This window comes from Sporolactobacillus vineae DSM 21990 = SL153, assembly GCF_000377985.1.
GTDB lineage: Bacteria > Bacillota > Bacilli > Bacillales > Sporolactobacillaceae > Sporolactobacillus > Sporolactobacillus vineae.
The window spans coordinates 1-5,557 of record NZ_KB899074.1 but is presented as its reverse complement, the minus strand read 5'-3'; the positions used below and the strand labels follow the sequence as shown (position 1 = coordinate 5,557).

Genomic DNA, 5,557 nt, shown 5'->3' with positions numbered 1-5,557 from the left:
AAAAAGGGGAAATTCAATGGCTCCAGGAAAATGGCTGTCGGATTTCTTTGTCAGCTTGCCGCTTCATTCCTCACGTATCGCAATACGCTCCGGTACTCGCGCCTTCGCTTCCTCGAACTCCTCGGCCCTTTTTGTCCTCGCCCTTGAACGATCCCTGCGAAAGCCTCAGCTTCCGTTTCTTACATTTTCGTTCATTCGATCCTCAGCAAAATTGAATTGACTAAAAGGGGTTTACCCTTCCAATCACGCTTGGCTTTTATTTAGTTTTCAAGGAACCATTCAAACAGCAACCTATCTATCATACTTCTTGATGAAGAAAATGTCAATACCTTTTTAAGATAACTGAAATCCGGAATCTGCTTTTTTCAACAGCAGCCAATCATTCAGCCATTCAAAAAGACACAAAATATATTACCATCAGAACCCAGTAAAGTCAATACCATTCATCGACCAGATTCGTTTTCATGTCTGTACAGGCATTCGCTCATCGCAAAGACAACGCTATATAATTTACCATGCATCCGCCGGAACGTCAACTACTTTTTTAAAAACACACCGGGCAATTTCCGGAAGCAGCAATAAGGCCGTTTTACTGCTGTCCGCAGCAAAACGGCCTTTCACCTTTCATCAGAAAAAAAACTAAAGTTTATTCCGTCACCGATACCTGATCCGGATGGTCTCCATCCTTATCTTTTGCTGCTTTGTTCTGGCAATCCGGACAGATACCGTACACTTCCAGCCTGTGGCCGTTCACTGTGAATCCGGTCACCTGTGCCGCCAGTGTCTCGACTTCATTGAGTCCGGGATAATAAAAATCAACGATTTTTCCGCATTTATTGCAGATGATATGATAGTGAGGCTTTGTTGAAAAATCGAATCGGCTTGAGGCATCACCATAAGTCAGTTCTTTCACGAGACCTGTCTTCTTGAATACACGCAAATTATTATAGACCGTCGCAACGCTCATGTTCGGAAACTTATGTTCCAGCGCCTTGTAAATTTCATCGGCCGTCGGATGTGATTCAGAAATGACCAGATATTCAAGGATGGCATGACGGTGCGGTGTGATCCTGACACCTGAATCTTTCAACAGATCAATCGCCTTATCCACTTTTTCCATATCTGTGCTCACCGTCAGGCACCTCGCTTTCTGACATCGGCTCATAATTAAAACCAATTATCACATTAAAATGGTTATAATTACATTGTCAGTTTACCCTGTTTGTCTGCATGCTGTCAACAGTTGCGGCTTCTGCCAATATATTCTTACCGCAGTATCCGGTGATTATTCACGATAACCGGATGCGATAGTCGCCGCAATTTTTTCATCAGCACGTCCGCCTTCTCAACTGGGCAAACCAGGAGCTGCTGATTCCGCATATTATTCATTCTCTTTTCATGAATAAGCGGCACCGCACAGACACAACTTTTTATTATGTACCCTGAACCGGTGCATGTGCAAGCACCAGTTCCAGAAAGGTGAATCATCCGGTCAGGCCAGATTTTCTTTTACATAAGTATAAACGTCTTCCACATGTCCGTTCACCCGGACTTTCGGCCAGACTTTAGCGATCGTTCCGGTCTTATCGATCAGGAAAGTGGAGCGGACGATGCCCATATATTCTCTGCCGTAATTTTTCTTCAGCTGCCAGCTTCCGTACTCGGTCGACACGGTATGTTCCGGATCGGAAAGCAGTGTAAAGGGCAGTTCGTGCTTCTCAGTGAATTTCTGATGTTTCTCAATCGGATCGGGGCTGACACCGAGAACGACCGTGTTCAGTTTTTCAAACAGGCTGTTCTGATCCCTGAAGTTGCAGGCCTCGGTCGTGCAGCCGGGTGTCATGTCTTTCGGATAGAAATAAAGAACGACATTCTTCCCTTGAAAATCTGACAGGGTCACGTCCTTGCCGTCCGTTGCCTTCAAAGTAAAATCCGGTGCTTTAATTCCTGATTCAAGCATATTATTTACCTCCAATAAATTTTAGCCTTAAATTCTCGCCTGCCATGATTGCGATTTCGGTAATCAGTTGATGGAGACGGCGACTTTTCCAAACTGTGCGCCTTCCTTGAGCCGCTGCAAAGCGTTGACTGTATCCGGCAGATCGAATACTTTGTCCACAACCGGATGAATCTGAAAACGCGTGAACAGTTTCAGCATTTTATGAAACTCTTCGATGCTGCCCATCGTCGATCCATGCAGGTTCCATTGATTATAGAAGAAATTTCTCAGATCCATCGTGATCTCATCACCGGCCGATGCACCGAACGCGACGATGGTGCCCCCGGGTTTGAGCAAACTGAGTGAACGGTTGAATGTCGCTGCACCGACACTTTCGATGACGCGGTCCACCTTTTTTCCGCCAAGTGCTTCAGCCCAGTCCTGATCATTCTTAAGGAGGATATCGGCGCCGAGCTTCTTCGCCCGTTCGAGTTTTTCATCTGACCGGGATGAGACAATGACCTTCGCCCCGATGGCTTTGGCCATCTGCAGCATATAGGTCGCCACACCGCTGCCGATGCCTGGAATAAAGACCGTCTCACCTTGTTTCAGACCGCCGCGGGTGAACAACGCCCGATAGCCGGTCAGTGCAGACAAGGGCAGAACGCCGGCTTCCGTCCAGGACAGATAAGCCGGCTTCGGTGCCACCTGTCCGGCAGCAATGACAATTGATTCAGCCAGTGTGCCGTTGTCCGGTAAGCCGAGCATCTCAAAATCGGACGGCGGTGCCGGGGATTCCTTCTCCCATCTCAGGCTGGGGATGATCACGACTTCGTCCCCAACATGTACGCCGGAAACCCCTTCGCCTGTTTCTGTGATCACGCCGGCACCATCGGATCCGATGATCAGCGGTGCATCCTCAGCCTTATGACGCGCCTGTACAATGAACAGATCGCGGTGATTCAGTCCGGCCGATTTCAAAGCGATTTTCACCTGACCCGGGCCGGCTTCGGGTTCCGGAAAATCAGTATGATAAGTCAATCCGGCAAACCCCGGATGTTTTTCATGAACCATTGCCTTCATAACGCTCACCTCAGGTTCATTTTCTCAAAAGAAGTGTGAGAACTCAACCGATACGCCATGCCGGTAAATGGATCAATATGTTAAAATAAATGTGTCTAGTTCGCATAAATTACAGGTGATAAAAATGGATATAAAAAGCATTCAGCGGCGGATTGAAAACGACGGCGCCATCATCGGCGAAGATGTGGCAAAAAAATCGTCTGTAGTCATTCCGCTGATTTCTGATCAGAATACATGGTCGATACTGCTTGAAGTACGTTCCAGGCAGCTAAAAAGACAACCGGGGGACATCTGCTTCCCTGGCGGGCGCAGTGAAAAGATCGACGCGTCGCTCCGGGAAACAGCCATTCGTGAAACATGTGAAGAGCTGGGCGTCACCAAAGACGCCATCAAAATCATCGGAAGAATGGCCACATGCATCGCTTCCTCCGATTTGTTTATTTACCCGTTCGTCGGCGTGATCGATCCGGCCGCGGTGATCCGGCCGAATACTGGTGAGGTTGCGGAAACATTCACGATACCGCTCCCCTGGCTGATGAAGCAGATGCCGGAGAGATTTACACTCAGTTTTTCTCCGGATAAAGATCAGGATTTTCCGTTCGACCGGATTCATTGCGGACGGAACTACCCGTTCCGTGCCCAGAGCGTTGTCGAACCTTTCTTCGAATATAAAGGAAGAACGATCTGGGGCCTGACTGCCCGGATTCTCGAACATTTTGTTTCATTAATGAATCACCGGATGTTCGAATAACACTTTTTGTGATATGAAAAGGCGATTCTTGCCAGATGGGTCGAATTGGCGGATACTGGGAGTGTGACTACGGTCACAGACAGTTCGATAATAATGCTGTCTTATTCACATTCACAATCAGCCAGGAGGAGAGATCACTGATGAATATTGAAACTTCGGAAAAGCTCTACAACGAAGCACTGAAAAATATCGTGGGGGGCGTCAACAGTCCCTCCCGTTCCTATGAGGCGGTCGGCGGCGGCGCGCCTGTTTTTATGGCCCGCGGAAAGGGGGCCTATTTTTACGATGTCGACGGGAACCGGTATATTGACTATCTGGCCGCCTACGGCCCGATTATCACCGGATTTGCCCATCCGCATATTACAGAAGCGATTAAGAAACAGGCCGAACTCGGCGTCCTCTATGGCACACCGACGAAGCTTGAAACCGATCTGGCCGGTATGATTAAAAAGGCGATTCCGTCGATTGATAAACTCCGGTTCACCAATTCAGGTACGGAATCGGTCATGTCCACCGTGCGTGTGGCCCGCGCCTATACCGGCCGGGAAAAAATTCTGAAGTTTGCCGGCAGCTATCACGGCCACTTTGATCTTGTGCTGGTTGCAGCCGGATCGGGTCCGTCCACGCTTGGTTCGCCGGATTCCGCCGGCGTCACCGAAGGCACGGCGCACGAAGTGATCACGGTGCCGTACAACAACGTCGAAACGCTTCAGGATGCATTCGATAAATGGGGCGACGAAATTGCCGGCGTCCTTGTCGAACCGATCGTCGGCAATTTCGGCATGGTTATGCCGAAACCGGGCTTTCTCGAAGCGATCAACCGGATTGCTCACAAAGCCGGAGCCGTCGTGATCTATGATGAAGTCATCACGAACTTCCGCTTTACATACGGCGGCGCTCAGAATTATCTGGGGGTTACCCCGGACCTGACCGCGATGGGCAAGATCATCGGCGGCGGTCTGCCGATCGGTGCCTACGGCGGCCGTAAGGAGATTATTGAAGAAGTCGCACCGCTCGGACCGGCTTACCAGGCCGGCACGATGGCGGGTAATCCGCTGTCGATGGCTGCTGGCATTGCCTGCCTTGAAGTGCTGCAGACACCGGGTATTTACGAACGGATGGCCCGTCTCGGCAAGAAACTGAAAGACGGCATTCTGTCGATCAATGAGAAATACGGCCTGCCGATTGCGATCAACCAGATTGGCGGCTCGATGACGGTCTACTTCTCCGATCATGAAATCACGAACTATGAAGAAGCTAAGGCAACGGATACGGAGATGTTCGGCCGCTTCTTCAAACTGATGCTGGAGAAAGGCGTGAACCTCGCCCCGTCCAAGTACGAAGCCTGGTTCCTGACAACGGAACATACGGACAAAGATATTGACGACACGCTCGACGCCGTCGACTACGCACTGTCCGAACTGGCAAAATGAAACTGAAAAAGATCTGATTACGACTAAAGGCTTACTCTCAAATACTGCTGCGGCTCATTATCGGGCCGCAGCTTTTTTTAGTGCGCCCGGCATGGGCGATAATTTGGCGGTGAAAGTCCGCTGTAGGCTGTAGCGGTCGGAACTACTAGCTGAGGACAAGGGTGTCCCCCGTGAGGGAGAATCTGAAGGAAGTCTAAAGCAAAGTGCTGAACTGATGCATAAGAACCAGCTATAAGGCTGTGCGTCATGGATAAGGTTGCTAAACAAACCAAAGTCCAATACCGCTCAAAATGACAAGCAGTAGAGCTGGCAGTGACATGGCACGAAGGTTATCGCTCTTACCCGGGGAGA

At 49.6% G+C, this 5,557-nt stretch carries 5 protein-coding genes; 2 read left to right on the top strand and 3 right to left on the bottom strand.

Translation table 11 applies throughout. The annotated features are described in order from the left end of the window. Positions 1-646: 646 nt before the first annotated feature. The 3 genes from perR to D889_RS0114575 all read right to left on the bottom strand — a co-directional run bounded on the left by perR (position 647) and on the right by D889_RS0114575 (position 3,022). Positions 647-1,120 (bottom strand): peroxide-responsive transcriptional repressor PerR, encoded by a 474-nt coding sequence (perR, locus tag D889_RS0114590; RefSeq protein WP_018962457.1) that lies wholly within the window; start codon positions 1,118-1,120, stop codon positions 647-649. A gap of 372 nt (positions 1,121-1,492) precedes the next feature. Continuing rightward, positions 1,493-1,960 (bottom strand): thioredoxin-dependent thiol peroxidase, encoded by a 468-nt coding sequence (gene bcp / locus D889_RS0114580; protein ID WP_010632912.1) that lies wholly within the window; start codon positions 1,958-1,960, stop codon positions 1,493-1,495. A 63-nt stretch (positions 1,961-2,023) separates the two neighbouring features. After that, positions 2,024-3,022 carry a zinc-binding dehydrogenase gene (locus D889_RS0114575; RefSeq protein ID WP_010632913.1) on the bottom strand — a complete coding sequence of 333 codons (999 nt, stop codon included), beginning with the start codon at positions 3,020-3,022 and terminating at the stop codon, positions 2,024-2,026. Positions 3,023-3,146: 124 nt separating this feature from the next. Between D889_RS0114575 and D889_RS0114570 the strand changes: the two genes are divergently transcribed. After that, complete coding sequence (locus tag D889_RS0114570; protein ID WP_010632914.1) at positions 3,147-3,773, top strand: NUDIX hydrolase; 627 nt, start codon at positions 3,147-3,149, stop codon at positions 3,771-3,773. A gap of 140 nt (positions 3,774-3,913) precedes the next feature. Then, on the top strand, positions 3,914-5,206 hold the full coding sequence (locus D889_RS0114565) for a glutamate-1-semialdehyde 2,1-aminomutase (protein ID WP_010632915.1): 1,293 nt from the start codon (positions 3,914-3,916) through the stop codon (positions 5,204-5,206). The last annotated feature ends 351 nt before the right edge of the window (positions 5,207-5,557 follow it).

What these genes read in the sequence shown, in the direction of transcription:
- perR (WP_018962457.1), bottom strand. Translation starts at nt 1,120, where the DNA reads ATGGAAAAAGTGGATAAGGCGATTGATCTGTTGAAAGATTCAGGTGTC.
- bcp (WP_010632912.1), bottom strand. Translation starts at nt 1,960, where the DNA reads ATGCTTGAATCAGGAATTAAAGCACCGGATTTTACTTTGAAGGCAACG.
- D889_RS0114575 (WP_010632913.1), bottom strand. Translation starts at nt 3,022, where the DNA reads ATGAAGGCAATGGTTCATGAAAAACATCCGGGGTTTGCCGGATTGACT.
- D889_RS0114570 (WP_010632914.1), top strand. Translation starts at nt 3,147, where the DNA reads ATGGATATAAAAAGCATTCAGCGGCGGATTGAAAACGACGGCGCCATC.
- D889_RS0114565 (WP_010632915.1), top strand. Translation starts at nt 3,914, where the DNA reads ATGAATATTGAAACTTCGGAAAAGCTCTACAACGAAGCACTGAAAAAT.